Raw genomic sequence first — 26026 nt, 5'->3', positions numbered from 1 at the left:
ACAATATGAAATGCCTAGTTTTCTGACATCTTTCGGGCCGTCTTCCTTTCCCATTCTCCAGATCATTTCACTGGTTGTTCCGGTCCTCAACACAAAAATAAATCCCTTAGAAAAAAATATTGAAAAATAGGAATACTTTAGGTACAAATTGCCAATAATCTAAGATGAAAGTTTTATCAATTTCAGGGAGGAAACGAATTTGCAAGGTAAAGTTAAATGGTTTAATGCCAATAAGGGGTATGGCTTCATTGAGTCCGAGTCCGGCTCGGATGTCTTTGTTCACTACTCTGCCATTCAAACGGACGGTTACCGCACTTTAGAGGAAGGGCAACCGGTGGAATTTGAGATTGTAGAGGGGAGCCGGGGCCCGCAAGCGGCTAATGTAACAAAAATATAAAAAGTAAAAATAAAATCCGGGATCTGTCCCGGATTTTTCTTGTTTCTGAATAGTATAGAGTAACAAACTGTTATGGAGGTCTTATCATGCCGGTATGCCCTTATTGTCAAGTGGAAATGGACGATGATCTGGATACCTGCCCCAACTGCGGGATCACCATGATTTACTTTTTTAAGTGCCAGCGCTGCGGACAGGAATTTGCCACTACCGGAATATTAAAATTCTGTCCCTTGTGTGATGCCGATTTATCCGAACAAATGAATTAAAGGGACAGAGAAGGGGTTTTCTCTTTCATCTCCGGCCGGATGTAATAGACTTCTTTCGCCTGCACCTGCACCAGTTTTCTTTCGGGATAACGCAAAGCCGTTAATTGTCCTCCGGTTACACATCCGGTATCAATATCAATGGTATGATTCCGGAACTCCGGTTTTTCCACCGGTGTATGCCCATAAACCACCAGCGCTTTGCCGCAATACTTTTTGGCCCAATCCCGCCGGACCGGCAAGCCCTCCGGTGTTACCTCGCCGGTTGGGTCCCCATAAAAACAAAAATCCCGGATTCTTTTATTCAGAGAGCCGATCATTTCCGACTGAATGCCCGCATGGGTCACCACCAGCCTGCCTTCATCCAGAATTAAATAAGGGGAAGCGGCGTTAAAGAAGGTTTGAAATTCCTTGGCAAAACGATTCCTTTGGGCCAGGGGCAGATCCTTCCATTCCCCCACAGTCTTTTCCAGACCATGGGTAATCTGCACATTCCTTCCTTGTAAGTATTTGTTTAATTTATTGCAGTGATTGCCCGGCACATAAAGGGCCCTTCCCTGGCGAACCATCTGCATGGCCAGTTCGATAGATTTCAGACAATGGGGCCCCCGGTCTCCCAGATCGCCCAAAAAAATGACTTTGCGTCCCAGCGGGTGACGGAAGGTCCCTTTATCCTGAACATAACCCAGTTTACCAAGCAATTCTTTAAACTCTTCTAAACATCCATGGATATCTCCGATAATATCAAAAGGGCCTTTTTCATTTCTCCGGTCGAACTCCAACAAACTCCCTCCTCGGGCCGTCATAAAGGATTTTCCCCAAGGAACCATGTCCTTATTTTCTAAATATAAATTTTAGCCGGATGAAAATAATACCCGGCAGAGCCGGGTTTCATTTAAAAAAAGTCCTCTTCTTCATCTTGATCCATCCAATCCATGATCGGGTCGTAACCAAGCACACCCGTAACGGCCGTTTTCAAGCCCAGCAGGGCCATGCCTTTACCCATGAGCGAGTTTTTTAATCTTCCCGAACGGCCCAGTCCCGTAAAGGCTAAGCCGCCAACCACACTGAGCCAGCGTTCGGTGGAATTCATATTGTGCCGCATCCTGCTCACCTCCATTTTTATTATGACGGTGAGCGTCCATCTCTATGAAAGTAATATTTGTTAACTTTGTTCATGGCTGGAGGTGATCAGGAGCTAACAGTAAGCTTTCTAATAATCTTTTTATGGGACGAAATTCCTGCCAGCCACAGTCGCTGCAATAAAGCATATGGACGCAGCAATCCTCCGTATAGCCTCTATAACCATCCTGATAAATCCTCTGGTCTTCATAAGGGCTGTAAGGATCATAAAAATCCTGAACCACTCCCAGGTCTTGCAAACTCCGGCCACAGGCAGGACAATTAATCTCCAATTTATATAAACGGTTGCACAGGATACATAATTTCTCCAAAAGAATCACCTCGTCCCAAAGATAATTTTCCCCGAATCAAGGTGATTCATTATTTAAATTTCTTCAGGACAGCGCCGAAGCAGTTGTCCGAAAACCTCCTGGCAATTTGCCACAAGTTGGTAAATATCTTCTTCCGAAGCATAATCCACATGGATTCCGGCCACCAACACCACCGGTTGATGGAAATGAACAGCAACGCCCTCTGCCAGGGGCTTAGCCAGTTCATCTTCCTTATGGCCCAACAGGGGCAATACACTGGAATTACAGCTTACCCTCTCCGGATCTTGCAAACTGGGGCGAGGAACGGTTAAAACCACCGCCCCCACGTGAGGGTTGTCTCCCCCGTACAATTGACACACCAGACCATTTCCCGTAAAGTGAACCGTCAGGCAAACCCGGTGACGGCCTTCACCGCAATAGAAAACTTGATTTTTAATCAAAGGGATCATCCCTTCCTACTCCAGAATAGGGTAAAAATTGATCGTTACCCCTGAATTAAGACCCGGTTATCGCCCACCCGCCGGGTCACCCTTTCCCGGTCAAAGGAATCCAGCAGGGGCAGCGCATATTTCCGGGAGGTCTGCAGTAAATCCCGGGTCTGGCCCACAGAGATTTCTTTATTTCTTCTAAGGAAATCAATAATCAACTCCCTGGCCTTTTCATAGATTGCCGCCGGGAAATAGACATCTTCGGCGATTTTTATCACTTGTCTCTGCCGGACCAAATAATGCAGGTACTCCTGGGCATCCCCCTCCTGTAAGCCATGGGTTTTGGCCACCAGGGCCCAGGAAGCCGGTTGAAACCCGCCTTTTTTAAGATCATCCACGATGGCTGTCAGCTTTTTTTGATCCTCCGGCGATGCCTGTCCGGTAAAGTCTGAACTGGCCACGCTTTTCTCATACAGGCGGATCCATCCGTCCATTTCCAAGCCTTGTAAAAGAAATTGGAAGTATTTATTGTTGATAAATGAAAACTTTCTTGATCTCAATTCTTCCTTAGGATACCCTTCCCTTAAGGGAAATTTTTTATGATAGGCCTCAGCCATATTTTTTATGTCCAGACTCCATCTCCGGTAAACCGGGAAGGAAACCAGCAAGGGATGCTTTTCCGTAGCAATGATTTTTACCCGGTCCTCTTTAGCCAGCTTAACCAGTTCCGGTTCTACTTCCCTCGGGGTCAATCCGCTACCCGCCGCCACTTCCTCAACAGAATACAACCCCTGTTTTTCTGTAAGAAACTGGTCTATTAATTCTTCGGGAGTTCCCATTTCCAGGGTGGCCAATTGTTCTATGATTTCCGGTTTAAAACCTTTATGTTTCGGCGCATTGGCATCCACCACCGTACCTCCGCCGATGGTTCTCATGGGCGAATAGGATCGGATAACAAACCGGTCTCCCTTGCCGGCGACCACCTGCTCCTCCAGTTCCAGTTGAACATAGGTCTCCGCGCCGGGTTCAAGCTCTTTTCTATCCAAAAGTTTTACCCTGCCCAGTATTTCATCGGTACCCAGGTACAACCGGATTCTGGCTCTGTCTTTTAAGGGCTTTTGGGCGCTTTTTAACAGCAACAGCCGTAGATCCATACGATAAGACGGCGTTAAGGTATTGGGCGCGGCCAAGACACTGCCCCGTTTTACTTCGTCCACTTCCAGGCCGGTTAAATTGACCGCCGTACGCTGCCCCGCCCGGGCCTGTTCTACCTTTTTACCGTGGACCTGTAGAGATCGCACCCGGGTTAACAGCCTCTGGGGCATCACTTCAACCGTATCTCCCAGACAGATTCTTCCGGATAGCAGTGTCCCGGTAACCACGGTGCCAAAACCCGTAACGGAAAATACCCGGTCAATGGGTAACCGAAGCTTGCCTGTGCTGATTCTTTCTTCCGTATCCTCTACAACTCGGTCGATTAACTGCAGTAATTGGGGGATTCCCTCCCTAGTAATCGCTGAAACGGAAACAACGGGAGCGTCCTTAAGCACCGTGGGCTGGAGAAACTCTTTCACTTCCTCGGTAACCAAGCCTCGCCATTCTTCATCAACTAAATCTGATTTGGTTAATACCACGATCCCTTTTTTAACCTGCAGCAATTGTAGGATATCCACATGCTCCCTGGTCTGGGGCATAACGCCCTCATCGGCTGCAATAACCAGCAGAACCAGATCAATACCACCCACACCGGCCAGCATATTTTTGATAAAACGCTCATGCCCCGGTACATCAACAATGCCGGCCTTTTTACCACTGGGCAGGCTCAACTGGGCAAAACCCAGTTCAATGGAAATGCCCCGCTCCTTTTCCTCCTTTAAGCGGTCTGTATCAACACCGGTCAGCGAGTGAATGAGCAGGGTTTTACCATGATCCACGTGCCCGGCGGTACCAATAATAATATGTTTCATGAACCGCACTCCTCCCTCACAGCCCGGATGATCATTTGAGCCAACAGGCCTATTTCATTGGCTTGAACCGTACGGAGATCCAACTGAAGCTTTTCCTCCTGCACCCGGGCTACTACGGCCAACTCCCCCATTCTTAACCGGGTGGCCAATTCCTGGGCGGGCAATTGCCGGTGCGTCAGCGCCAGCAAATAGGTGGGCAGTTCCGCCGTGGGCATGGAACCACCGCCTACCTGGGAAAAACCCGGAATAATTTCAACGGTTGTCAGAGAATCCAACAGAGGTGTTAATTCTTGTTTTAATTCTTGTGCTCTGTTTAAAATATCCTTCACCGGCTGGGTCAGCATGCTCAGAGTTGGAATACGGTGTAAAACCTTTTCTTCGTCCATATATTCCCTTAAAGTGGCTTCCAGGGCAGCCACGGTAAATTTGTCAATGCGCACGGCCCGGGTCAAAGGATTTTTTTTCATTTGATTAATATAATCCCGTTTACCCACGATAATTCCGGCCTGGGGCCCTCCTAAAAGCTTATCCCCCGAAAAGGTCACAATATCGGCCCCGGCGGCAACGGTTTCCTGGACACTGGGCTCTTTGGGCAAACCATACCGGGCCAGGTCCACTAAAAATCCGCTTCCCAGATCCGACATGACCGGTAAGCCTGCCTCCCTGCCCATTTGAACCAATTCTGCCACCGTGGTTTCTTTGGTAAAACCCACAATGCGGTAATTACTGGTATGTACATGCAGCAGTAAAGCCGTATTATCGGAAATTTTTGACTGATAGTCCCGGGGATGGGTTTTATTGGTCGCCCCTACTTCCACCAGAACCGCCCCGCTTTGCTCCATCACCTCGGGAATCCGAAAGGAACCGCCAATCTCAACCAACTGTCCTCTGGATACAATGACTTCCTTTCCTTTGGCCATGGTTCCCAGGGCCAGTAATACCGCCGCCGCATTGTTATTCACCACCAGGGCCGCTTCCGCTCCGGTTAAACGGGTTAATAAGTTTTCCACAGGCTCATACCTGGACCCCCGTTTTCCGGTGTTGAGATTCATTTCTAAATTACAGCAGGCATCCGCCACCGTTTCTACCGCCTTTTTAGCCGATTGAGCCAGCCGGGCGCGTCCCAGATTGGTGTGTAAAACAACTCCGGTGGCGTTAATCACCCGACGCAGGTTGGATCGGGTAGAAGATTGGGCTATTTCAACGGTACGGCGGATCACCCAGGGCAAGATTTGTTCGGGATCCCCGGCATATGATCCCATTAAAATCATTTGGCGCATTTCATCGATAGCCGTCCGTACAGCCTCCACCACAATCCTTCTAGGTATGGTAGCAGTTAAGTTGTCAATTTCCTTGTGTTTTAACAATTGATCCACTTTGGGCAGTTCCCGGAGGAACGATTGATCTAAATCCATATTCATTTTAAAGTCTCCCGTACCAGTATTTCTCATCTATTATAGGATACCCGGCGGGAAAAAGGCAAGAAACCTGGCTAAAGCCAGGTTTCTTGCCTTATTATTCATTTTATTAAATTTTTGCAGTGGAAAGTTTTACCTCTTCTATAGAAATACCTTCCGCTTTCAAATTTTGAATTAATTCTTTCTCTGTAAAGTCCAGGTGGGTAAACATGGCGTTCCTGGCTTCGTAAACACTGCCCTTTAAAATGGCTTCATAAATAATTTGGTGCTGCTCATATAAACGTTGCGGCGTACCCTTTGTAATGTACAATTTTCTCCGAACGTTTATCATTTCTTTTTTCATGGTTTCCGAAATGGAATTCATTAACCTCATTAATAAAGAATTATGGGCAGCATCAGCCAGGGCATAATGAAATTTCATGTCCGATACGTCGCCCAAATTCCCGGAATCCAAATCTTTTTTCATTTGATCCAGCCACATTTTAATATTTTTTAAATTGTTTTCCGTTCTGCGCGAGGCAGCCAGAGAAGCGGCCTCGGTCTCCAGAATCTTTCTCAGTTCCAGGAGCTCAAAAAGCGTATCCTTGCCGGTTAAAATGGCCATGGACATAATATCGGCCATGGACTTGGTGCCCATCTCACGGACAAAAGTCCCTTCTCCGGGTTTAATCTCAATAATCCCGATGGCCTCCAAAGAGCGATAGGCCTCCCGGACGGCTGAACGCCCTACCTGAAGCCTTTCAGCCAATTCCCGTTCAGGAATCAGCTTGTCCCCGGGATTAAGCTCTCCTCCGGCAATCATATCCTTAATTTGTTCTACAATTTCTTCATAAATTTTTTTTGCTTTAATCGGTTTAAATTCCACGATAAGCACTCTGACCTGCCCCCAGGTTTTGTACCACAGGGGATGTTAGTCACGAAATTTGTTCACAGGTTTTTTTAGCCAGATCTGTAGCATATTCTACTGGTGTTTTGTTGCTCAGTCCGCTATGTGGACGAACTGTATTGTATTCATGACGCCACTCTTCAATAATTCGACGAGCCTCACTTACGCCTCTGAACCAGTGTTCATTAAGGCATTCATCTCGGAGTTTTCCATTAAAGCTTTCTACATGGCTATTTTGCATTGGTTTACCGGGGTCTATAAACAGTTGGATAACCCTATGTTCATAAGCCCATTGATTCAAGGTCAGTCCTGCAAATTCAGGTCCGTTATCAGAGAGGATTTCTTTGGGATAACCTCTGTAAATAGCAATTCTATCTAGTACTCTTGTCACACGCCGTCCTGTTATTGAAGTATCCACTTCGCTGGCCAGACACTCTCGAGTTGCTTCATCAATCACTACAAAAACTCTAAATCGCTGCCCAGTTGCTGTTGAGTCACTAACAAAATCCATAGACCACCTTACATTCGGTTGAGGCGTAACTGTGGGGGGGCGGCCCCTTCCAGAGAGAACACGTTTTCTTTTGCGGCGACGGACAGCGAGTCCAGCAAGCCGGTATAGCCTATATACTTTCTTGTGGTTAACTTTCTGTCCTTCACGCTGAAGTAAGGCATGGATTCGTCTATATCCAAAGCGACGCCACTTAAAGGCAAGTTCAGATATTCTCGTTTTCAATGCCTCGTTCTCTTCTGAAGTAGAAGGAACATATCTATGACTGGAGCGTCCGATACCAACAAGCCTGCACGCTCTGCGTTCACTCATACCAAAAGTATCTTGGAGTTCTTTAACAAGCTTTCGCTTGCGAGCAGGCTTTACTTGTTTTTTTCAATAACCCACTTTAGAGCCTGGTTGTCGAGGGTTAGTTCACCTACGAGTAGCTTAAGTCTGCGGTTTTCCTCTTCCAACTGCTTAAGTTTCTTCGCATCACTTGCTTCCATTCCGCCGTATTTAGATTTCCAGCGATAAAAGGTTTGTTCGCTAATGCCATGTTGCCGAAGAATGTCAGCTACCGGCATCCCATTCTCATGGGAGTTAAGTATTCCAATGATCTGCTCTTCGGTGAAACGTTTTCTCATAACTGTCCCCTCCTGACTTAGTTATACTACATCAGGACTAACATTTCCTTTGGACCAGTTTTCGGGGAGCAGGTCAACTCCAAGCATTAGATTGAATAATAAATGTTAACTATATTAATAATAATGTAACTAATCAGCAATTGCAAATTTTTTGTAGAAATAACCCGGCTAAGCCGGGTTATTTCATGGAAGCTTACATTCAAAGGTAGTCATTTCCTTCTTTAATATCTTTTCCGCACGATCCAGATGATAAAACATGGCCGTCCTAGCTTTCATTTCATTGCCGCTGGCAATTTCCTCAAAAATTCTTTTATGCTGCTCATACAATTGCTGGGGTGTACCCGGAGTGCGATACATATTGGTTAAAATGGTTTTCATTTCCTGTTTTATGGTTTCCGAGATGGAGTTCATGGTTCTTGTTAACAAAGAATTGCAGGCGGCGTTCGTAATGGCATAATGAAATTTGGTGTCAGGCACATCTCCCAAACTGCCTTGATCAATTTCCTCCTTCATTAAATTCAGCCATCTCTTCATTTCCCCTAAATGATCCTCGGTCCGGCGCAGGGCGGCCAGACCCGCCGCTTCCACTTCCACAATCTTTCTCAGTTCCAAAAGCTCGAAAAGCGTGTCCTTGCCGGTGATCACCGCCAGGGACATGATATCCGTCATGGGTTTGCTGCCCATTTCCCGGACAAAGGTTCCTTCACCGGGCCTGATTTCAATAATACCGATGGCCTCCAGGGCCCGATAGGCCTCCCGGACAGCCGCCCTACCCACTTGGAGCTTTTCTGCCAATTCTCTTTCCGGCAAGATTTTGTCACCTGGATTCAGCTCGCCGCGGGTAATCATGACCTTAATCTGTTCAATTATTTCCTCGTAAATTTTTTTTGCTTTAATCGGCTTAAAATCCATCAGCAACACTCCAAGCTAATTTATTGGCAGTACAAGGAAGTTATGGGCCTTCCACCCATAACTTTCTTGCTTCACTTTTTAATGAACACTAATTTTGGCGCTGTTTTTATCCAGTTTGCCACCACCGGCCTGTTTGTAAGCATAAATGGCGATAACCAGAATAACCACGCCGGTTGCCAGCATAATCATGGTCCCATTGCTTTTTAAGGCAGCCTCGGCAGCCTTGGCTGCTTCAGGCGAAATCTGTGCGGCAGCCTTTTTAGCCGTTTCATACACCGGGATCATCCAAGTAAACACATAGGCCTGCAGGTAGGTTATCACACAAACAATGGACATGAAAAACAGGCTATGCAAAACGGTGAAGCGGAACATGTCACTTTCTTTCCCCACCAGATTACACGCCGCTGTGGCCACCGCAATGGACTGGGGTGAAATCATTTTAGCCGCCACCCCGCCGGACGCGTTGGCTGCCACCGTGAGAACAGGGTCAACGCCAATGTCTGCAGCAGCCACTGCCTGCATTTTGCCAAAGAGGGCGTTGGCCGAAGTATCCGATCCGGTTATAAACACACCTAACCAGCCCAGGATAGGAGCAAGCAGCGGGAATATGGCGCCGGTTACGGTAAAGGCTTTACCTAGAGTTGGCGTCATGCCGGACCAGTTGGCAACATAGGCGAAAGCTAATACAGAAGCAATGGTGATTAACGGCAGGGTCAGACTTTTTACCGTTTCAGCAAAGGTCTTAAAAAAGTCACCGACACGGATTTTTAAAATAAAGGCGGTAATGACGGCGGAAATTAAAATGGCTGTACCGGCTGCAGAAAGATAGTTAAATTTATAAACAACCGCCACAGGACTCCCGTCGGCAATGATCAAATTATTGATGGCGTTAAAGGGAATGGCAATGGTAACCGTGTCCAGCAATGCTTTAACCGACTTCAAGCCCCAGTCCCCAATCAGGATGGTAAGTACAATAAAGGGAGACCAAGCCTTAGCAATGGCGCCAAAGGAATGCTTTTTAACTTCCAGGGTGGCCGGTGGTTCATCTTTAAACCGCCAGATGTTTTGGGGTTTCCATATCCTGAGGAAAACAACCAGGCATACGATGGATACCAGGGCGGAAATAATATCCGGCAGCATGGGGCTCAGGTAGTTGGCGGAAAACCACTGGGCTACAGCAAAGGATACACCGCTAACAATGATGGCCGGCATAACTTCCTTGGCACCCTTCCAGCCTGCCATAATAAAGACCAGCCAAAAGGGAACAAACACCGACAGAAAAGGCAACTGACGTCCAACCATTTGGGAAATGGCCATGGTATCAATACCGGATACCGCGCCGGCCGTAATGATGGGAATACCAATGCCGCCGAAGGCCACCGGAGCGGTGTTGGCAATTAAGCAAAGACCGGCGGCATAAAGAGGGTTAAATCCTAATCCCACCAGCATACCTGCTGTAATGGCCACGGGAGTACCAAAACCCGCGGCGCCCTCCAGGAAAGCACCAAAACCGAAGGCAATTAACAGGGCCTGAAGGCGACGGTCATCCGTAATCGCCGCAATGGAATCTTTAATTATTTCAAACTGTCCGCTTTTAACTGTTAATTGATAGAGAAACACCGCAGTCAATACGATCCAACCAATGGGAAATAATCCGTATATGGCTCCGTAGACCGAAGACCAAATGGCTAAGCCCGCAGGCATGCCGTAGACGAAAACTGCTACGCCAATGGCAATAGCCAGCGTTAATAAACCGGCAACATAACCTTTCATTTTAGCAATGGCCAGGGCATAAAACATAAATAAAATAGGGATAGCAGCAACAAGGGCCGATAAAAACAAATTGTCAAGCGGGTTGATGGCCTGAGTCCATGTCATAGCTTTTGTCCCCTTTACAAGTTAGTTTAATTTCATACAATTCAATAAACAAACAACTCAATAAACAAACAACACACAGATTTACCAGATAATTGCGATAATATAAAATATCTTTACCTATCTCTCTATATTGCCACCTCCTTTAACGCAATCCTATTCAGCAACAGGTTAAACGACCCGTTCACATGATGGTATGACCTTTTATTTAGGCCAGATAATTTAAACGATGTTTGGTATCTTTAAATAATTGCGATAATTCCACTCCAACTTCCTTCAACAACAACTTTTGTTCTAAGGTAACATAATCAGCCAATCAGATGGTCTGACCTTTCTTTTTTTGTATATTTTCTATGCTTTTTTAAAAAATCCTTTTAAGTTTTTATATTTTTTAAAAAATTTAGATAATTGTCATAAATTTAATAATTAAATATTTAAATATTCTGTTAAATTAATTAATAAAAAAGCTACCGGTACTTTTTGTACCGGTAGCTTTTTGGTTATTTTTTTCTTTTGCTGTTGCAGCTTCTATAATGGTTAAATGTCTTCGCGATAGCTCTTGCTCTGTCTGGCCGCAACAAGACCTAAGACCACCATAATGGTGATAGAGACAGCCAGGGCTATGATGCTGAATCCCTGATCGGGGGCTGCTGCTGCTTGAGTAACGGCGGATGTATTAATCACGTCTGGCACCATTCCTCTCAAATAATATGCTTGCACGTATACCACAATCCCCATAATGGCCGTAAAGAGGAGACTGTGTTTAACCGTAAACCGGAACAGATCGCTTTCCTTGCCCACCAGATTAACGGAAGCACAGGCTACGGCAATACTCTGGGGAGAAATCATCTTGCCGGCCACACCGCCGCTGGTATTGGCCGTAACGGTCAGTACCGGATTTACGTCAATTTGCTCGGCAGTAATTCTTTGCATATTGCAGAACAGGGCGTTGGCCGAAGTGTCACTGCCGGTTACGAACACACCCAGCCAGCCCAGGAAGGGTGAAACAAAGGGGAAGAAAGATCCGGTAACCGTCAGGGCTTGACCCAGTGTGGGAGTAATCCCCGCAAAGTTGGCAATGTAAGCAAAGCCTAAAACACAGGCAATGGTGGTCAGGGAATATTTCAGGTTGTTTAAGGTTTCACCAAATACCGATACATAGGTGCCGGGACGAATGCGCAAAATTAATGCTGAGATAATGGTAGCAATTAAGATGGCGGTTCCGGCTGCCCCCAGCCAGTTGAATTTATAAACCACTTCCAGGGGCTGGCTGCCAACAAGAATGGCTTTGTCCAAACCAATCATAGGAATAGCCAAAGTGAACTGATCTAACAGGTATTTAATCCCGCTAATCCCCCAGTCACCGATTAAAACCGTCAGAACAATAAAGGGCGTCCAGGCTTGTACAATTCTGCCCATGGGATGCTTCTTAACTTCCATACTGGCGGCCGGCTCGTTGGGAAAACGCCAGATGTTTTTGGGCTTCCAAACCTTCAAGAAGGACACCAGCACCACGATGGATACCAGGGCGGATAAAATATTGGGCAGTTCCGGTCCGATATATTTCGCTACAAACCACATGGTGACACTAAAGGAAGCGGCAGTAACAAAAACCGGAGCAAACACTTCTTTGGTGCCTTTCCAGCCGGACATGATAAACACCAGCCAGAAGGGAACAACAAAGGATAACAAAGGCAGTTGGTTGGCAATCATCTGGCTTACCACCATGGGATCAAGACCGGATACTTTACCGGCAGTGATGATGGGAATACCAATACCGCCGAAGGCCACCGGCGCCGTATTGGCAATCAGACAAAGGCCTGCCGCATAGAGGGGCTGGAAGCCCAGACCCACCAGCATACCGGCGGTAATGGCTACCGGTGCGCCAAAACCCGCAGCACCTTCTAAAAAGGCACCAAAGCAATAGCCGATCAATAAGGCCTGCAGGCGACGGTCCTCCGTAATGGAAGCAATAGAGTCTTTAATAATTCCGAAGTAACCGGTCTTAACCGTAAGATTGTATAGGAATACGGCACAAAGAACAATCCAGCCAATGGGAAATAAACCGGTCAGTATACCATAAAGGGTGGAAAGTAAGGCCAATTTTACAGGCATCCCGTAAGCAATAATGGCTACCCCGATGGCCGATAATAAAGTGATGATTCCGGCGATATGGCCCTTCATTCTACGAATGGCCAGGGCATAGAAAAGAATCAAGATGGGAATTGCGGCAACCAGAGCAGACAGACCAATACTGCCCAAAGGGTTTATTTCCTGTACCCACATGATGCTATCCCTCATTTCTACATAAATTAATCGTTTAAAAAATTAAAAATCTTTGGATAGTCTATCCGACTTTTTCCCACCTCCCAGCTATAAGTCTTATGGCATTATGGTACTACCATCAGCCATTTTAAAAAATGCCCTATTTGGCATTTTTAAATCATATAGTTAGTTGTTAATTAAAAATATTTCGACAATGGTATTATGGTAGATTTGTCAAATGGCACGGTGGTCGTACCACTAAATAATCAGATTAAAACACTATAATAATTACAGTTTTCAGTATATTAGAAATAAGGTTAAAAATCAACTTCTTTTTGTATGAACCGGGTTCATAATATTTGTAAAAAAGTTGGCTGTTATCTTATTCATCAAAAAGAAGTAAAAATTTTATCGGTTTACGCTGTTAAAGTTGCCATCTTATGACTTGGTTATCAATTCTTTATAAAGTTCCGGTCTGCGGCATTGCAAGTAAAAACTGTTGGCCATGGTGGACCTCTTCTGCTTGCGAATCCGGTTTATTTGGTCCGCCTTTAAATCCACCACCAGCAGGGATTCCTTACCGGCAAAATCTTCAGCCAGCACATTTCCCTTGGGATCAATGACCAGCGCACCGCCGCAAAAATGGCGCCCCCGGCCGCCTTCTCCCACCAAATTGCAGGCTGCCATAAAAACAGCATTATCATAGGCCCTGGCCGGTAAATATTTTAACCAGATGGCCCTGCGATCTCCCACCATGGTGGGAGAGGCGTGGGGCGAAAAGATAATTTCAGCTCCCTGCAGTGAAAGAATGGTGGTCATTTCGGGAAAATGAGTCTCCCAACAAATTTGTATGCCGATCTTTGCTCCGGGGGTGGAAAAGGCCTGTATTTCCTCTCCCTGGGTAAAATAAGGCTGTTCACTGATCCCCAGGTGCGTCTTTCGGTATTTCTGCAGAATTCCCTCGGGTTCCGCGATAACCTGGGTAATATAGGGTTTTGCCTTTGCATTTTTTTCTGCCAGTCCGGCAATAATGACCATTTTATGATCCCGGGCTAACTGCAGAAGAAAGGAGGCAACGGAACGCTCCTCCAGTTTTTGAGCTAATTCCGAACCCGCTTTACGGCTGTACCCGGAAATAGACATCTCGGGAAAACAAATCATATTGGCCTTTTTCCCGGCAGCCTCCTTTACGAAATTCTCTATCTTCAACAGGTTTTTTTCAATTTGGCCGACCCCGGCCTGCATTTGCACCAAAGCAATTCTGGTATCCTGCAAAATCCCACCACCTCTGCCTTCCGCTGTCAGGTCTTTTCTCATCTCCGGTTATACTAACCTTATGGAACTTCATGTAAAATTATACTTTCCGAACTTAGCAGGCAACAACCTTTATTTGAATGATTAAAATAAAATACCGCGCCCGTTTTGCGCGGCATTTCTTTTTAGGCCAGGCCCACATTTTTTACAATTTCCGTAATTTGTTGGGGTTTGTTCATGGTGTAAAGGTGAATCCCTTCCGCCCCATTTCGCAACAAATCCTCAACCTGCCGGGAGGCGTATTCAATACCGGCCTTTTCCATATCCTCCTGATTATCTCCGTATTGATCCACCAGCATCAGGAGTTTAGCCGGCATGGACGCACCGCATAACGAAATAATCCGTTTAATTTGCTTTCCGTTGATAACCGGCATGACACCGGCTGCCACCGGACATTTAATGCCGATTCTCCGTGCATTCTCCAGGAAATTATAAAAAACACGATTATCAAAATACAACTGCGTGATTAAAAAATCAACGCCTTGATCGACCTTATATTTTAACCAGTTAAGATCGTCGCTCAATCTGGTGCAGTGAGCATGCCCTTCGGGATAGGCCGCCGCCGCAACCGAGAAATCGCTGTTAGCTTTAATATATTTCACCAAATCCACGGCATGTTCAAACTGGCACTGGGAAAAATCATAGTCCTCCACTCCTGCGGGCGGGTCCCCCCGCAGGGCTAAAATATTCTCAATGTTTTCCGCTTGCAGATCTTTGATAATCTGTCTCAGTTCAGAAGCCGAGTGCCCTACGCAGGTTAAATGGTGCAATGTCTCAATCTTATATTGATTCTTTATTTTTGAGGCAATTTCCTTGGTACGTTCTCTGCTGCTGCCCCCTGCCCCGTATGTAACACTAATAAAGTCAGGGTTTAGCTGAATTAATCCTTCTAAAGTACTAAAAATGCTCTCCACCGGCAGCGTACTTTTAGGAGGAAATATTTCAAAAGAGATGACCGGTTTTTTCTGCCGGTATAATGTGCTTAATTTCATGGACATCATTCTCCTGTCAAGTATTTATTACTTCCATTGTATCATTATAACTCTCTAAAGCGGCTGTGGGAAACACTAAAAATTTTTACATTTTCCTTACAACAAAATAAACTCTTTCCTAAAAGCCTTGTTTAGCGCTGGCGGTGATATTATACTATAAAACGGTAATAATAAAAGTAAATGAACTATTTGAGGAGGATTGATTATGAGTACTGAAAATAATTTAAAGAGCGCCTTTGCCGGAGAATCTCAGGCCAATCGGAAATACCTGGCTTTTGCCATTAAAGCTGAACAAGAGGGTTACCCTGCCGCAGCGAAGTTATTCCGTGCTGCTGCAGAAGCGGAAGCCCTTCATGCTCTTAGCGAATTAAAGACTCTGGGGCAGGTAAAATCTACCGCTGAAAACTTACAGGCTGCCATTGACGGGGAAACGTATGAGTTTACCCAGATGTATCCCGAGTTTATTAAAGAAGCGGAAGCGGAAGGCAACAACCAGGCCAAGCGCGTCTTCCATTTCGCCAACGAGGCCGAAAAGGTTCATGCCGAGCTTTATCAAAAAGCCCTGGCCGCCCTTGAAAAGAAAGAAGATATGGATTACTACCTCTGCCCTGTCTGCGGTTATATCCATGAAAAGAACGCTCCGGAAAGGTGTCCCATCTGCGGAGCAAACAGCAGTGCTTTTAAAAATCTTGGCTAACATTAAAACCCACCGCGGAAGGTGGGTTTATCCTTACATCTCTTTAAGAATGTGATAATCGGTGGTCCGCTGGGCAGGCTTAAAACCGGCCTGGCGGATGCATTGCAGAATTTCCTTCAGGGCTACCCGGTAGGTCACCCCGGCCGCCCGCACCACGTTTTCTTCCAGCATGGTGCTGCCAAAGTCGTTGGCCCCAAAACTCAGGGCCACTTGAGCGATTTTTGCTCCCTGGGTCACCCAGGAAGCCTGAATATTTCTTACGTTATCCAACATCAAACGGGCGATGGCCAGGGTCTTAAGATAATCCACCCCGGAAGCCGTCTCGCCCCCCAACTGGGTATTCTTGGGCTGGAAACTCCAGGGTATGAAAGCGGTGAATCCCCCGGTTTGGTCCTGGGCCTCTCTGACCCGGATCATATGCAGGACTCGCTCCCGGAAGGTTTCAATATGGCCGAACATCATGGTGGCGGTGGTTTTCATACCCAGGCGGTGGGCGGTGGTCATCACTTCCATCCACTGCTCCCAGGAACCCTTTTCCGGGCTGACAGCATAACGCACCCGGTTATCCAGAATTTCCGCCCCGCCCCCGGGAAGGGAATCCAGGCCCGCCTCCCTCAGACGGACCAGCACCTCCTTTAAAGAAAGGCCGGATTTGCCGGCCATATGCCAGACCTCCGGAGGAGAAAAGGAATGGATATGTATGGGAAATCTTTCCTTGATGGATTTTAGTAAAACAAGATAATAATCTAAGCCCAGGTCCGGGTGCAATCCTCCCTGGATCAGTAATTCCGTGCCGCCGGCCGCGATGGTTTCTTCGATCTTTTTAAATAGGGCCTTTTCCTCCAAAATATAGGCATCCGGAGCGTCGGGCTCCCTCCAAAAGGCGCAGAACCGGCACTTGCAATGGCATATATTGGTATAATTGATGTTGCGGTCAATGATAAAGGTCACTCGATTTTCCGGGTGCAGCCGTCTGCGCACGGCATCCGCCGCCGCCCCCAGGGCAATGAGGTCCGAAGCAGCGAAAAGAGCAACGCCCTCTTCAAGATTTAAACGCTCCCCGGCCACAGCCTTAGCCAATATTTCTGAAACCCTAGACACCCTCTTCACCCCAGATCGTCAGACGCACCCGCTCCTCAATCAAGGCGCTTTTGTAGCAATAATCATAGAAAGTCAGCAGAGCCCGGCGATGGTCCTGGTTAAAGTCATTGCTGATGGTTTTAAAATATTGCTCCAGTATCTCAAAAGGCAATCCGCTCCTGCGCCGGGCCTTTTCAAATAAACCGGAAGGATGCTCCGCCGTGTAGGCTTTGGCCTGCCAAAGGGCGTCGCACAGGACATTCACCTGTTCGGGATGGGCCAAAGCAAAGGGTTTATTGATCACCCAAAGGGCAAAAACCATTTTTTCTCCGGTAAATTGTTTCCAAGCTTCTCCAAGATCGGTAATATGGTAGGGCAGTTTCTCCCGGCAAACCTTTAAATGAGCCCGCATGGCGTCATCCCCGATAAGCAGCGCGCCGTCGGCTGAAGCCATCATCTCTTCCAGGTCCGGCGGCACCGTTTGATAATTGGCCGTAACGTGATAATAATGGTCGAAAAGCACCTTTAACAGGGCCACCGAAGTAGACGAGGACGAGGTCAAATTGACCTTTTTTCCTTCCAGTTCCGTAACCGGGACATGGCTGAACAGAAAAATGCTTTGTACCGGGCCGTCGGCACTGACGGACAGATTTGGCAGAATCAGGCATTGTTCAACATTTCGGGCATACTCAACGGAAGAAATGCAGGTTACATCTAAATCTCCCTCTAAAAACATCCTGTTCAACATAGTGGGCGGCCCTTTCACCAACTGACCGGTAAAGGGCACAATGCCGTCTTCCAAGGCATGGTAAACCGGTAGAGTATTCAGGTAGTTCACCTGTCCCAACCGAATATTGGCCACTAAAAACCCTCCCCAAGAACATTGTACAGGGTATCCCGCTCCACCGGCCACTTACCGGCAGCTTGAATCATGTGAATCAACTTATTTTTAGCCATAAATTGTGCTGTTTCCGCTCCGGCATCGTGGGCAATCTTTTCCTCGATAACCGTACCATCCAAATCATCCACACCAAAGGATAGGGACACCTGGGCCAGCTTGGGACCATACAAAATCCAAAAGGCCTTGATATGATCAAAGTTATCCAGCATCAACCGGGCAATGGCCAGCGTCTTTAAATCGTCATACCCGGTGGTTAATGATAGTTGCCGGGATTCCAGAGCCGTATGCTGCGGATGAAAAGCTAAAGGAATGAAGGCCAAAAAACCCCCGGTTTCATCCTGTAACTCCCTTAACCGGATCAAATGCTCCACCCTCTCTTCCAGGGTCTCCACATGACCGTAAAGCATGGTGGCATTGGTTCGCATACCCACCCGGTGGGCGGCCCGGTGTACTTCCAGCCACCGCGCTCCGCTGATCTTTTTATCGCAGATAATCTCCCGGACCCGGGGTGCAAAGATTTCCGCCCCGCCACCGGGTAAAGAATCCAGGCCGGCCTCCATTAAACAACGCAGCACTTCTTCCAGAGGCAAATGATGTACCCTGGCCAAATAGTCAATTTCAACGGCAGTAAAGGATTGGATCAGGGCCTGGGGAGCAACGCCGCGAACCCGGCGGAGCATTTCCATGTAATAATCCAATTTAAGTTCCGGATTAAGGCCTCCTACAATGTGTATTTCAGAAACCTTTAATCCATGACACTCCTTTGCCTTGGCCTCAACTTCATCTAGGGACAAAGTGTAAGCTCCCGGGTCGTCCTCCTTGCGGCCGAAGGCGCATAAGGGACACAGGTTTTCGCAAATATTGGTATGGTTAATATGCCGGTTGACAATGAAGTAAGTTCGATCACCGTTTTTACGCTTTCTTACTGTATCCGCCAGGTAACCGATGGCTAATAATTCGTTAGAGCGGAAAAGGCGCAGCCCGTCTTCGGGGCTTAATCTTTCACCGGCTTCCACTCGGGCCTTAATATCCAGTAACTCACTGTTTTGAAAGAGATAATTCATGGGCCTCTCCCCTCTTATGGGCCGTTTACCAGTGGCCTCCATCGAATGTTTGACTAGAGTATTTGGAAAGGAAATAAAATATCTGCCAGGGTACAAACAAACATCATTACACTGAGGGTGCCATTCAGATTAAAAAAAGCCAGCCCTGTCTTGGAAAGGTCCTCGGGCTTAACCAGGATATGCTGATAAAACAGCAACCCGGTAGCGATGAGAACTCCAGTCAGATACATCAGTCCCAAATTTAAAATAAAACCTACGGCCAGGAAAAATCCTGGGGCCAACACGTGCAGCACCGTGGAAATGCGCAGGGCTGTGGGAATGCCAAACCGGGCCGGAATGGAAAAAATCTTTTCCTGCCGGTCAAAATCATAATCGTCACAGGCATAAAGAATGTCAAAACCGGCTACCCACAGTAAAACGCCCACTCCCAGTAAGACCGGAGCCGGATGAAAACTGCCGGTAATGGCCACCCAGGCTCCCAGGGGAGCCAGTCCCAAAGCAACCCCGCACCAGAAATGACAGGTCCAGGTGAACCTTTTGGTATAGGAATAAAAACTGAGGGCCAGGACCGCCACAGGAAACAATTGAAAAGCAAGGGAACTGAGGTTGTAAGCCGAGACTCCCAGCAGGGCAAAGGAAAAAATGACGTAAAACCACACTTCACCCAGGCCAAGCATTCCTTGGGGCAGGGCTCTCTGGGCGGTACGGGGATTCTTGGCGTCAATATGACGGTCAACCAGTCGGTTAAAAGACATGGCCGCCGTTCTGGCTCCCACCATGGCCAGGGTGATCCATAAAATATGATACCCCGACGGTACGCGCAGTTCCGTTAAAAGTGCGCCGATATAAGCAAAGGGCAGCGCAAAAAGGGTATGTTCAAACTTAATCATTTCCAGGAATACGTGAAGCTTTTTAAATACCATAACTCTGCCACTTCCTGTTGACCAGTGACTTAATGTCGTCGCTCATTTCAATATCGCCGGGCCATTCCCGGGCATGCCCTTCCGCAGGCCACTTCCGGGTGGCGTCAATACCCATCTTGCCGCCATAAAAGGGCATGGGGGAAGAATGATCTAGGGCATCCAGAGGCCCGTCCACCACCAGGACGTCCCTGCGGGCATCGATGTTATTAAAAACCCGCCAGGCGACTTCCGAGGGATTCTGGACATTGACCTGTTCGTCCACCACAATAATCAGTTTGGCAAACATCATTTGACCCATACCCCAGAGGGCATTCATCACTTTTTTAGCGTGGCCCGGATACTTTTTCTTAATGGATACAATGACGCAATTATGGAAGCACCCCTCCGCCGGCATGTTGATATCTACAATTTCCGATAGCTGCAGGCGCATCAGAGGCAGGAAGGTTCTTTCAATGGCCTTTCCCATAAAGTTGTCTTCAATGGGCGGTTTGCCCACAATGGTAGCCGGATAGATGGGATCTTTCCGCTGGGTAACGCAAGTTAAGTGAAACACCGGGTAGTGATCCGCCAGGGAGTAATAACCGGTATGATCGCCAAAGGGGCCTTCCCACCGCAGTTCCCCGGGGTCCACATAACCTTCCAAAACAATTTCCGACCGGGCGGGAACTTCTAAATCCACCGTTTCGCATTTTACCATTTCAACCGGTTCTTTTCGTAAAAAGCCGGCCAAAAGCATTTCATCAATGCCCGGCGGCAGCGGAGCAATGGCGGAGAAGATGCAGGCAGGATCTGCCCCCAAGGCCACGGCCACCTCCAGGCGTTGTCCGCTGCGCTGCTGTTTACGGTGGTTTTCCGCGCCATCCTTATGCATATGCCAGTGCATGCCGGTGGTAACCTCGTCATAGACCTGCATCCGGTACATTCCTACATTCCTGCGACCGGTCTCCGGGTCTTTGGTAAACACCAGAGGCAGTGTGATAAAAGGTCCTCCGTCCAGAGGCCAGCATTTAAGTACCGGAAGATGGGCCAGGGAATGATTGCCATTAAGGATCACTTCCTTGCAGGGACCGGATCGAACCGTTTTGGGCAAAAAGGAAGAAATCTGGGCTAATTTGGGCAAAGCTTTCAGCTTATCCATAAAACTGCTGGGTAATTCGGGGGGTTGCAGAAATTCCAGCATTTCTTTGCCGATATCATCCAGATCCTTTACCTGCAGGGCCAGTTTCATATGTTCCAGCGAACCCATCAGGTTGGTCACCACCGGCATTTTATAGCCCTGGACATTCTCAAAGAGCAGGGCGGGCCCCCCGCTTTTGACCACCCGGTCGCTTATTTCCGTTATCTCCAGGTCCGCACTGACCTCGGTTTTAATTCTTTTTAATAATCCCTTACTCTCCAATACCTTCAGATAATCTCTTAAGTCTTGATAGGCCATAACAACGCCCCACCCCTCTATAACAAATAAATCAATCCAACCGGTACGCTCATCATTTAACGGTTTGTCTTTATATTTCTCATTTGGTCCCCACATGAACGGCCACAATGCCACCGGTCAGTTCATGGTAAAAAGCATTTTTTAACCCCGTTCGGCTGAAGATATCGCGAATCACCGACTGGTGAGGAAACTGTTTTAAAGAATCGGGCAGCCATTGGTAAGGTCCGTCCTGGCCCACACCCATTTTGCCCAGGAGAGGCACCAGCCGTTCAAAGTAGAGGTAATACAATTGCTTAAACACCGGTGCACTGGGCTTGGCCAATTCCAGAGAAATGACTTTCCCGCCCGGCTTTACCACCCGCCTCATCTCGGCAATGCACCCTTCTATATCGGGCACATTCCTTAAGGCCAAGCCGATGGTGGCACAATCGAAGGTATTATCCGCAAAGGGCAGTTCCATGGCATTTCCCTGAACAAACTCAATGCGGTTTTTATACGGGGTTTTCGCTACGTTCTCAACGGCTTTGGCCAGCATATTTTCACAAAAATCCAGGCCCACTACCCTGCCGTTGTCGCCCAGCTTTTTAGCCAGTTCAATACTTAACATACCGGTGCCGCAACAGACATCCAGGGCGGATCCTCCGGGCTGCAGTCCCCCTTGGGCCACCGCAAACCGTCTCCAGTACTTGTCCCGGTTAAAGGATAAGGTGGTATTTAACAAATCATAACGATGGGCAATGGTAGAAAAAACGCCGTGAACAAATTCTTCTTTATTTTTTCCGCTATATTGCTGCAAAACGGGTTCTCCCTTCAAAAATAATCAGACAACCATTCTTATAGAAGATTGATCCGCGGAACCCGAAACCCTGAGCAGCTTCTCCAGCAGCGCTTTTTCCGGGCGTTCAGGTAATTTCTCCAACGCCTTCAGGGCTGTTTCGGAGTATTTGATCACCCTCTGGTCATAAATGCCCCTGCGGGTAAGGCCGTAAACCATGCCCAGAGCCAGACCAAAATCCTGGAGACAGGCCTGCTCCCATTGGGACGCCCCGGCTAAATCTGCTGCCAGTTTGGCCGCCCCGGCCATTAATTCAGCATTTTCTAAACGAACAATTTCGTTAAACAGTTCAGGATTTTCCGTAATTGCCAGGAGGTTCCTTTTATGCAGTATACCGCCTTCATGAATCAGGGCGATAATTTCTGTCAAAGGTCTCAAATAAGTTACCAGATTGGCGTCACAGAGGCTGGTGAAGAATTTTCCATATAAATAGTCCCCCACCAAAACCGGAAACTGCGTGCCATCCCGGGGGTCCTGCGGCTCTATGCCGGGTTCCGGGCCTTCGGGGATGCGGGAATGAATTTGCGAGGCCATAAAAATAAACTGTATGATGGCTCCCAGGGAAAGCACCCTGGGTGAAAAACAACGATAAAAACGGGCCACCAGAATTACCAAAGCCGGACGAATCACCGGGTCCGGCGGGGCAAATTCCAAATGAGCGTAATTTCCCAAATGTCCGGCTTTGATGGTTAATTGTTCTTTAATCATCTGGTGAACGGACTGAAGTTCTTCTTTAACCGTTGCAAATAAAGTGCCTGACAATGATATGCCCCCCTAACTGGTGCTTCGCTTATTCTTATTTCGTTAAACAAGGGGTAATTTCCTCCCTTAAGGGGACACAAAAAAACCAGCGGGCCTCGCTCTATCTCTTTAATAGGCAAGGCCCGCTAGTCTTTACTACGCTTGGTACTAATAAAAATCCCTCCTATGAGTTTACAGCCACCAAACGAGGCTCCATCCCAGGCAGGATTCCCCTTTTTGTTTCTTGAGCAGCCATGTCCTTAGCGCCAAATTCTCTGGTTAAAAAGTTACAGGCATCCCAGGGATTTACTGTATCGCCACAGGTAAAGACGTCTACCGCGGCATAACCCAGTTCCGGCCAGGTATGGATGGCTAAATGACTCTCACTAATTACGACAACCCCGCTAACTCCCTGCGGACTAAATTTGTGAAAAACAAACTCGCGGACCTCAGCCCCCGATTCCAGTGCTGCGTTCACCATAATTTCCTCAACTCTTTTCACATCGTTAAGGATATTAAATTCACAGCCATAGATTTCAGCCAAGACATGGCGGCCCAAAGGTTTCATTTTTGTTATCCTCCTCCATTTCGCTCATAAAATGATTGGAACCAACAAGCCTCCGGTTCTTTTGAGGCCGGCCAATTCCAACCAAAATCAATTTTAGCATAAACTTCTCGATTGTCAATAAAATTATGCTAAAAATATACCTTTATTTGGCTTATTACCTTAATAACACCATATTTCACGAAATAGGTCTGTTTCCCTTACTTTTCGGCGGGTTTTTCTCTAAAATGCAACTACCCCGGCCATGTCCGTGGCCGGGGTAGTTGGCAAATAACTCGGATTTTCAAAAGATTTTACGTTGCTTCCTTCCCTCGGGTCTTTTGTTCCGTTAGGATCAAATAAGCCAGGGGAGGAACTCCGAAAATCATGGTGGTGGCTGCAGCTACAACGCCTGAATCGTTAAAGGCGAAAGCCACCAAGGCACCGGTTACCACTCCAATAAATCCTTTGAACAGATAAGCGTACTTCTTACGGATGTGTTCCATAATGCCCCGGGGCCGGTAGAAAAACAAGGCCAGAACAGCTAGACTCAAGATTAGCACTCTGCTCCAAACGGTATAGCGCAGCAGTTTCATGTTCATCTGCCACTTGCGCTGAATAATTTCCAAGGCCTGTTCCGGTCCGGAGGCAAGAATCAAGGCAGCGGTATTGCCCATATGGGAACGCAGGTCCGGCGGCCGGGTTAAATCAAAGGCGATAAAACCGGCTACAGCTCCCAGAACCAGCAAGCCAATCAGCAACAGGACATGGAGCCGGAGACGCACTCCCACCAATAAGAAAAAAGTTACTAAAAAGGCCGAAGTCATGGCAATGGCGCCACCCACATTGGTTCCCAAATGGGGAGCAGCCATGGTATAGATGGCAAACAGAAAGATAAAACCGGTAAGGGCAATGAAAGGCTTCTTCCATTTTTCCCAGTATTGGATGGAGGCCGTAACCCCAATAATCAGAGAGCCAATTAAAACACCCATATATTCATTGCCGATGCCATAAAAGCGCGCTCCCACAATGGGGTCATAACTCAGTAAAGCTTGTTTCTGCAGGTAAGATCCATTGAGGATATCTCCTAAAATAATACCGGCGCTGGCAATACAAATAAAAATAAAGGGAGCCAATCCCAGCCTCCGGTTGGCCAGGATCGACAGACCTGCTATAACCGAGGTCATGACGATTAATTCCAAAGCCATAACCGCCACGGACGGATTGGGCAGCAGCGGCATCAGCAGTTCGGCCAGGGGTACAGCCATGACCAAAAGTAAAAAAGGTTTAATGATTTCGGCCATATGCCGTTTAAAAAAGATGCCGTAAAGGGCCACCAGCAAAACAATGATCTGCACCAGCACATAGGCCGATTGCAGGGGCGAACGGGCCTGATAGGTGGTAACCAGGCTTTGGTTTAAATCAATCAGGTAATCAAAAGGATTTCCTTTAAACTGCATATCGGATGACAAAAAGGACCTTCCGGACATATCCACTGAGGAAGGGAGATCCAGTGCCTTGAGCACCGTGGGAGCAATATCCGTATTCATCACAATACCGTCCCGCTTGGTGGTCCCCGAGGTTAACAGGGTTCCCGGAGCAAATCCCGGCCCCAGGGCAAAAACCGGAGTTAAATTCTGGCTTTGCTTTAAGGCGTTGCTGGTAGGAGTGGGTGTCACCACCAGCAATATTTCTTTGGTTAAATCCACATTTTCCAGTAAATTCCCCACAAAGCCGTCGATATCGGATAAAACCTGGGCCCGCTGGCGGGCATAGGTCGGATCGGTTCCTTTGTCCCTTTCTTCATGAATACGGGTAGCGTCCCCTGTTTCAACCACAATCAGGGAAGCCCCCTTTTCCCGATATTCAAGAATTCTTTTCATTACCTCATCAAAATCCGTACGCCACGCGCCCATGACCTCGGGCTGGTGCCTCACCACTTGTTCATCCACCACGCCCCAATCGGTCAAACCCCGGCTGTCCATGCTGATGGTAGTGGCCAGGCGCCTTTGCACGCCCGGGGTATCGGCATTACCAATAACGGCTGTTTTTAAATGGGCCTGGTGCAGGTTCTCTCCCAGGGCGCCCGGCTGGGCGGGATAACGCAAAGCTTGATTAAGACGCTGCAATTTTCCAATAGACAATTGTACAATGCTTGCCGGCGGGGATTCTATTCCTGTACGTCTTAAATATTCCTCGGCGGCAGTGGAATTTAAAAATTCTTCCTCCCTGCCAAAGCCGCTGTAAGCCTCCCCACTGCCAACCAGATGAGCTCCGCCGCCGATGGAAGGGTAGGTATGCTCGGAATAAATGCCTGAACCGGTGTTGTTGTTCAGCAAACCCACGGAACCCCGTTCCGTCAGACCCTTCAAGTAGACCAGCGGCTGCTCTTGGTAATCATCGATACTCACTTTATCGATGATTACCAGGATCACCCGTTCCGCCCCGGCAGTGGATTCAGCCCCGATGACCCTCTGAGGGGCAAAAAAAATAACCATACA

Annotated in this window: 25 protein-coding genes; 3 read left to right on the top strand and 22 right to left on the bottom strand. The window is 47.6% G+C overall.

Annotated elements, in window-relative coordinates:
- Positions 1 to 199: 199 nt before the first annotated feature.
- Together DESRU_RS08035 and DESRU_RS08030 are read left to right on the top strand one after the other, a co-directional pair.
- Entirely contained in the window at positions 200 to 397 is a 198-nt protein-coding gene (locus DESRU_RS08035) for a cold shock domain-containing protein (protein ID WP_013841611.1), read from the top strand.
- An 86-nt stretch (positions 398 to 483) separates the two neighbouring features.
- Positions 484 to 663, top strand: a complete 180-nt coding sequence (locus DESRU_RS08030; RefSeq protein ID WP_013841610.1) for a hypothetical protein — start codon at positions 484 to 486, stop codon at positions 661 to 663.
- Here DESRU_RS08030 and prpE read toward each other — a convergent pair.
- The 13 genes from prpE to metF all read right to left on the bottom strand — a co-directional run bounded on the left by prpE (position 660) and on the right by metF (position 15305).
- A complete protein-coding gene (gene prpE, locus DESRU_RS08025) occupies positions 660 to 1442 on the bottom strand; it encodes a bis(5'-nucleosyl)-tetraphosphatase PrpE (protein WP_013841609.1) in 783 nt (260 codons plus the stop codon). The two genes, DESRU_RS08030 and prpE, sit on opposite strands and share 4 nt — an antisense overlap.
- Positions 1443 to 1555: 113 nt before the next feature.
- Positions 1556 to 1765, bottom strand: coding sequence for a YgaP-like transmembrane domain (locus DESRU_RS08020; protein ID WP_013841608.1), 210 nt, complete (start codon positions 1763 to 1765; stop codon positions 1556 to 1558).
- Positions 1766 to 1835: 70 nt separating this feature from the next.
- Positions 1836 to 2123, bottom strand: a complete 288-nt coding sequence (locus DESRU_RS08015) for a hypothetical protein (RefSeq protein ID WP_143758761.1) — start codon at positions 2121 to 2123, stop codon at positions 1836 to 1838.
- Positions 2124 to 2167: 44 nt separating this feature from the next.
- On the bottom strand, positions 2168 to 2563 hold the full coding sequence (gene lpdD, locus DESRU_RS08010) for a prenylated flavin chaperone LpdD (protein ID WP_013841606.1): 396 nt from the start codon (positions 2561 to 2563) through the stop codon (positions 2168 to 2170).
- A gap of 35 nt (positions 2564 to 2598) precedes the next feature.
- Positions 2599 to 4509, bottom strand: a complete 1911-nt coding sequence (selB, locus tag DESRU_RS08005) for a selenocysteine-specific translation elongation factor (protein WP_013841605.1) — start codon at positions 4507 to 4509, stop codon at positions 2599 to 2601.
- Complete coding sequence (gene selA, locus DESRU_RS08000) at positions 4506 to 5930, bottom strand: L-seryl-tRNA(Sec) selenium transferase (RefSeq protein ID WP_013841604.1); 1425 nt, start codon at positions 5928 to 5930, stop codon at positions 4506 to 4508. The genes selB and selA overlap by 4 nt, the downstream gene beginning before the upstream one ends.
- Before the next feature lie 106 nt (positions 5931 to 6036).
- Positions 6037 to 6792 carry a FadR/GntR family transcriptional regulator gene (locus DESRU_RS07995; protein ID WP_041275675.1) on the bottom strand — a complete coding sequence of 252 codons (756 nt, stop codon included), beginning with the start codon at positions 6790 to 6792 and terminating at the stop codon, positions 6037 to 6039.
- A 49-nt stretch (positions 6793 to 6841) separates the two neighbouring features.
- Positions 6842 to 7947 (bottom strand): IS3 family transposase gene (locus DESRU_RS07990; protein WP_143758753.1). Its coding sequence is split into 2 segments (ribosomal slippage): positions 6842 to 7698 and positions 7698 to 7947, totalling 1107 coding nucleotides; the frame shifts between segments, so codons are not numbered across the junction.
- Positions 7948 to 8130: 183 nt separating this feature from the next.
- The gene (locus tag DESRU_RS07980; RefSeq protein WP_013841602.1) at positions 8131 to 8859 is read right to left on the bottom strand and encodes a FadR/GntR family transcriptional regulator; all 729 of its coding nucleotides are present in this window, start codon (positions 8857 to 8859) and stop codon (positions 8131 to 8133) included.
- A gap of 78 nt (positions 8860 to 8937) precedes the next feature.
- The gene (locus tag DESRU_RS07975) at positions 8938 to 10737 is read right to left on the bottom strand and encodes an L-lactate permease (protein ID WP_013841601.1); all 1800 of its coding nucleotides are present in this window, start codon (positions 10735 to 10737) and stop codon (positions 8938 to 8940) included.
- Between the two features lie 534 nt (positions 10738 to 11271).
- Positions 11272 to 13020: an L-lactate permease gene (locus DESRU_RS07970; protein ID WP_013841600.1), complete on the bottom strand. Its 1749-nt coding sequence runs from the start codon at positions 13018 to 13020 to the stop codon at positions 11272 to 11274.
- A gap of 417 nt (positions 13021 to 13437) precedes the next feature.
- Complete coding sequence (locus tag DESRU_RS07965; protein ID WP_013841599.1) at positions 13438 to 14274, bottom strand: nitrilase family protein; 837 nt, start codon at positions 14272 to 14274, stop codon at positions 13438 to 13440.
- A 164-nt stretch (positions 14275 to 14438) separates the two neighbouring features.
- Positions 14439 to 15305 (bottom strand): methylenetetrahydrofolate reductase [NAD(P)H], encoded by an 867-nt coding sequence (gene metF, locus DESRU_RS07960; protein ID WP_013841598.1) that lies wholly within the window; start codon positions 15303 to 15305, stop codon positions 14439 to 14441.
- A gap of 205 nt (positions 15306 to 15510) precedes the next feature.
- Here metF and DESRU_RS07955 point away from each other — a divergent pair, with 205 nt between their 5' ends.
- A complete protein-coding gene (locus DESRU_RS07955) occupies positions 15511 to 16002 on the top strand; it encodes a rubrerythrin family protein (RefSeq protein ID WP_013841597.1) in 492 nt (163 codons plus the stop codon).
- A gap of 33 nt (positions 16003 to 16035) precedes the next feature.
- Here DESRU_RS07955 and mqnC read toward each other — a convergent pair whose 3' ends face one another.
- The 9 genes from mqnC to DESRU_RS07910 form a co-directional block, all read right to left on the bottom strand.
- Positions 16036 to 17112 (bottom strand): cyclic dehypoxanthinyl futalosine synthase, encoded by a 1077-nt coding sequence (gene mqnC, locus DESRU_RS07950; RefSeq protein WP_041275346.1) that lies wholly within the window; start codon positions 17110 to 17112, stop codon positions 16036 to 16038.
- The gene (locus DESRU_RS07945; RefSeq protein ID WP_013841595.1) at positions 17096 to 17944 is read right to left on the bottom strand and encodes a menaquinone biosynthetic enzyme MqnA/MqnD family protein; all 849 of its coding nucleotides are present in this window, start codon (positions 17942 to 17944) and stop codon (positions 17096 to 17098) included. Before DESRU_RS07945 ends, mqnC begins: the two co-directional genes overlap by 17 nt.
- Positions 17944 to 19047 (bottom strand): aminofutalosine synthase MqnE, encoded by a 1104-nt coding sequence (gene mqnE / locus DESRU_RS07940; protein ID WP_013841594.1) that lies wholly within the window; start codon positions 19045 to 19047, stop codon positions 17944 to 17946. The genes DESRU_RS07945 and mqnE overlap by 1 nt, the downstream gene beginning before the upstream one ends.
- A gap of 53 nt (positions 19048 to 19100) precedes the next feature.
- Positions 19101 to 19970: a UbiA-like polyprenyltransferase gene (locus DESRU_RS07935; protein WP_013841593.1), complete on the bottom strand. Its 870-nt coding sequence runs from the start codon at positions 19968 to 19970 to the stop codon at positions 19101 to 19103.
- Positions 19960 to 21405 carry a menaquinone biosynthesis decarboxylase gene (locus DESRU_RS07930; protein ID WP_041275674.1) on the bottom strand — a complete coding sequence of 482 codons (1446 nt, stop codon included), beginning with the start codon at positions 21403 to 21405 and terminating at the stop codon, positions 19960 to 19962. Before DESRU_RS07930 ends, DESRU_RS07935 begins: the two co-directional genes overlap by 11 nt.
- Positions 21406 to 21484: 79 nt before the next feature.
- Positions 21485 to 22201 carry a demethylmenaquinone methyltransferase gene (locus DESRU_RS07925; protein WP_013841591.1) on the bottom strand — a complete coding sequence of 239 codons (717 nt, stop codon included), beginning with the start codon at positions 22199 to 22201 and terminating at the stop codon, positions 21485 to 21487.
- Positions 22202 to 22225: 24 nt separating this feature from the next.
- On the bottom strand, positions 22226 to 23002 hold the full coding sequence (locus tag DESRU_RS07920; RefSeq protein WP_013841590.1) for a polyprenyl synthetase family protein: 777 nt from the start codon (positions 23000 to 23002) through the stop codon (positions 22226 to 22228).
- 163 nt (positions 23003 to 23165) lie between these two features.
- Positions 23166 to 23549: an adenosylmethionine decarboxylase gene (gene speD, locus DESRU_RS07915; RefSeq protein ID WP_013841589.1), complete on the bottom strand. Its 384-nt coding sequence runs from the start codon at positions 23547 to 23549 to the stop codon at positions 23166 to 23168.
- Between the two features lie 290 nt (positions 23550 to 23839).
- Positions 23840 to 26023: a hypothetical protein gene (locus tag DESRU_RS07910; protein ID WP_238446392.1), complete on the bottom strand. Its 2184-nt coding sequence runs from the start codon at positions 26021 to 26023 to the stop codon at positions 23840 to 23842.
- Between the last annotated feature and the right edge of the window lie 3 nt (positions 26024 to 26026).

This window comes from Desulforamulus ruminis DSM 2154, assembly GCF_000215085.1.
In the GTDB taxonomy this organism is placed as follows: Bacteria; Bacillota; Desulfotomaculia; order Desulfotomaculales; family Desulfotomaculaceae; genus Desulfotomaculum; species Desulfotomaculum ruminis.
This window is presented reverse-complemented; position numbering and strand designations above follow the sequence as displayed.